This window comes from Massilia sp. CT11-108 (genome assembly GCF_047302915.1).
In the GTDB taxonomy this organism is placed as follows: Bacteria; Pseudomonadota; Gammaproteobacteria; order Burkholderiales; family Burkholderiaceae_D; genus Telluria; species Telluria orientalis.
Genome location: NZ_JBKYMO010000524.1, coordinates 1 through 3,653, shown reverse-complemented (window position 1 = coordinate 3,653; position 3,653 = coordinate 1). Strand labels below are relative to the sequence as shown.

Here is a 3,653-nt window from a genome sequence, read left to right as displayed (position 1 = left end):
CGCTCTCGCGCAGCGCCCGCTCGGCCTCGACGCGCACCGTGACGTCGCCGCCCTGCACGAAGATGCCGAACACGGTGCCGTCCTCGCGCTTCACGGGCTGGTAGACGAAATCGACGTAGTGCAGGCGGCGGTTGCCGCGGCTGTCGGCCAGCCACAACGGGCTCGCGGTCGCGGTGTAGGTCGTGCCGGTGAGGTAGACCTGGTCGAGGATCGCGATCACGCCCTGCGGCACCGTCTCCGGCAGCGCGTCGCGCAGCGGCTTGCCGAGCAGGTCGCGCTGGCCGGCAAGCGCGCGATAGGCTGCGTTCGCGGACTGGATCACGTGGTCGGCGCCCGCCAGCTGGGCCATGAAGCCGGGCGCCTGCTCGAACATCGTCTGCAGGCGGTCGTGTTCCCCGCTCAGCCAGCGCTCGGCGCGCACCTTCGCCGTCGTCTCGACGACGATGGCGATCACGCCGACGACGGCGCCGGCCGCATCGACGATCGGCGAGTAATCGAGATTCATCCACACCGGCTCGGGCTTGCCGCTGCGGTGCAGGGTCAGTTCCTGGTCGCGGTACGACAGCGTGCCGCCGGCCAGGCCGACTTTCATCACGTTGTCGTTGAAGTCGGCCACTTCGGGCCAGCCTTCGCGCACCCTGGAGCCAAGCAGGCGCGGATGGCGTCCGCCCGCGACGCCGGAATACGCGTCGTTGTAGATCATGACGCCGTCCTCGCCCCATAACGTGACGATGGGCACGGGCGAACGCAGGATCAGTTCGACGGTCGTACGGACGACGTCCGGCCAGCGGCAGATGGGGCCGAGGCTCGTGCCGGCCCAGTCGTAGTCGTCGATGATTCCGCCTAGCAGGCCGCCGCCCGCACCAAAGGTCCTGACCGGAGCCGCCTGAGTCGACATCGTGTGAATCTGCCCGCTGGAATATTCTGAAGTCCGCGATTTTAATCGCGTTTACCATCGTGCGGTCACACGATTCGCGACCTTGTCCGGATCGGCCCCTGTCCGCTGCACCGCATGCTAAGGTGCGGGCCAGATGCGGCGGGCGCGCGCGCGGCGATCCCGTGCCGGCATGCTGCAGGGCAGCACGAAAATTCCCGGCGAAAGCACCCGTGCGCCGTCTTTCCGGAATTAATATGTTGCTGCCGCACACACACCTTACCAAGGGGGACAGCGTTTATGAGCCAGAGTACACCTCTGTCGCTGCACGTCCCGGAGCCTACCGGCCGCCCGGGTTGCAAGACCGATTTTTCTTACCTCGACATCCACCGGGCCGGCGACACGCCCCGGCCGCCCGTCGACGTCCGCTACCAGGACACGGCGCTACTTGCCGCCGGCATGATCCGCGTGCTGGACGACGACGGCAATGCCGTCGGCCCGTGGGATCCGGGCCTCGACCGCGACACCTTGCGCTTCGGCCTGAGAACGATGATGAAGACCCGCATCTTCGACGCGCGCATGGTGATCGCGCAGCGCCAGAAGAAGTTGTCGTTCTACATGACCTCGCTCGGCGAGGAGGCCATCGGCAGCGCCCATGCGCTCGCCCTGAAGGATGGCGACATGTGCTTCCCCACCTACCGCCAGCAAAGCCTGCTGATGGCGCGCGAGTATCCGCTCGTGGACATGGTGTGCCAGCTGCTGTCGAACGAGGCGGACCCGCTGAAGGGCCGCCAACTGCCCGTGATGTATTCCGTGAAGAACAAAGGTTTCTTCACGATCTCGGGCAACCTCGCGACGCAGATCCCGCAGGCGGTCGGCTGGGCCATGGCGTCCGCGATCAAGGGCGACACGAAGATCGCGTCCGGCTGGATCGGCGACGGCGCCACGGCGGAAAGCGATTTCCACACGGGCCTCACGTTCGCGCACGTGTACCAGGCGCCCGTGATACTGAACGTCGTCAACAACCAGTGGGCGATCTCGTCCTTCCAGGCCATCGCCGGTGGCGAGAGCGTCAGCTTCGCCGCCCGCGGCGTCGGCGCGGGCATCGCGTCGCTGCGCGTGGACGGCAACGATTTCCTGGCCGTGTATGCCGCGTCGTGCTGGGCCGCCGAGCGGGCGCGCAGCAACCTCGGTCCCACGCTCATCGAATGGGTGACGTACCGCGCCGGGCCGCACTCGACGTCGGACGACCCGTCGCGCTACCGGCCCGCCGACGAATGGACCTATTTCCCACTGGGCGATCCGATCGGCCGCCTGCGCCGCCACCTGATCGGCAAAGGCTGGTGGTCGGACGCGGAACACGAGGCCCTGCAGGCCGAACTGGAAGCCGAGGTGCTGGCCGCGCAGAAGGAAGCGGAGCGCCACGGCACGCTGATCGACGGCCGCGTGCCGAGCGCCGCGTCGATGTTCGAGGACGTCTACAAGGACATGCCCGAACACCTGCGCCGCCAACGCCAGCAACTGGGGGTGTGACATGAAGCGCGACATCGACAACGACATCAAGACCACCCCGATGACGATGATCCAGGCCCTCCGCTCGGCCATGGACGTCATGCTCGGGCGCGACGACAACGTCGTCATCTACGGCCAGGACGTGGGCTATTTCGGCGGCGTGTTCCGCGTGACCGACGGCCTGCAGGCGAAATACGGCAAGCAGCGCTGCTTCGACGCGCCGATCTCGGAAGGCGGCATCGTCGGCACGGCGGTGGGCATGGCGGCGTACGGGTTGCGGCCCGTCGTCGAGATCCAGTTCGCCGACTATTTTTATCCGGCGACCGACCAGATCGTGTCGGAAGCGGCGCGCCTGCGCTACCGCTCGGCAGGCGATTTCACCGCGCCGCTGACGATCCGCATGCCCTGCGGCGGCGGCATCTACGGCGGCCAGACGCACAGCCAGAGCCCGGAAGCGTTCTTCACGCACGTGTGCGGGCTGCGCACGGTGATGCCGTCGAATCCGTACGACGCGAAAGGCCTGCTGATCGCCGCGATCGAGAACGACGACCCCGTCATCTTCCTGGAACCGAAGCGGCTGTACAACGGTCCGTTCGACGGCCACCACGACCGCCCCGTCGTCTCGTGGGCGAAGCACCCGAAGGGCGAAGTCCCGGAAGGCTATTACACGGTCCCGCTGGACAAGGCCGCCGTGTTCAGAGAAGGCGCCGACCTCACCGTGCTCACGTACGGCACGATGGTGTGGGTGTCCGAGGCGGCCGCGAACGAGACGGGCATCGACGCCGAGATCATCGACCTGCGCACCCTGTGGCCGCTGGACCTCGAGACGGTCGTCGCATCCGTCAGGAAGACGGGCCGCTGCGTCGTCGTTCACGAAGCGACCCGCACGAGCGGCTTCGGCGCGGAACTCGCGGCCCTCGTGCAGGAACACTGCTTCTACCACCTCGAGGCGCCCATCGAGCGCGTGACGGGCTGGGACACGCCCTACCCGCATGCGCAGGAATGGGCGTATTTTCCGGGGCCGGACCGCGTGGGCGCGGCATTCAAACGAGCGATGGAGGCGTGATGGGGCAGCATGTGATCAAGATGCCGGACCTGGGCGAAGGCATCGCGGAAGTGGAAGTCGTCGCGTGGCGCGTGCAGCCGGGCGATGCGATCGTCGAAGACCAGATCCTGGCCGACGTCATGACGGACAAGGCGACCGTGGAGATTCCGTCGCCGGTGCACGGGACGGTGATCTCACTCGGCGGCAAGGTCGGGGAATCGC

Annotated in this window: 4 protein-coding genes; 3 read left to right on the top strand and 1 reads right to left on the bottom strand. The window is 67.3% G+C overall.

Translation table 11 applies throughout. From position 1 onward, the window contains the following. A partial coding sequence (locus ACEN88_RS26695) for a PAS domain-containing protein (RefSeq protein WP_413344526.1) occupies nucleotides 1-898 on the bottom strand: 898 nt, incomplete at its 3' end. Nucleotides 899-1,174: 276 nt separating this feature from the next. Between ACEN88_RS26695 and ACEN88_RS26690 the strand changes: the two genes are divergently transcribed. From ACEN88_RS26690 to ACEN88_RS26680, 3 genes are all read left to right on the top strand, one after another. After that, a complete protein-coding gene (locus ACEN88_RS26690) occupies nucleotides 1,175-2,407 on the top strand; it encodes a 3-methyl-2-oxobutanoate dehydrogenase (2-methylpropanoyl-transferring) subunit alpha (RefSeq protein WP_413344524.1) in 1,233 nt (410 codons plus the stop codon). Between the two features lies 1 nt (nucleotide 2,408). Further along, nucleotides 2,409-3,452: an alpha-ketoacid dehydrogenase subunit beta gene (locus ACEN88_RS26685; RefSeq protein ID WP_413344522.1), complete on the top strand. Its 1,044-nt coding sequence runs from the start codon at nucleotides 2,409-2,411 to the stop codon at nucleotides 3,450-3,452. Then, nucleotides 3,452-3,653, top strand: a 202-nt coding sequence (locus ACEN88_RS26680) for a biotin/lipoyl-containing protein (RefSeq protein WP_413344520.1), incomplete at its 3' end; no start/stop codon positions are given. The genes ACEN88_RS26685 and ACEN88_RS26680, both read left to right, overlap by 1 nt.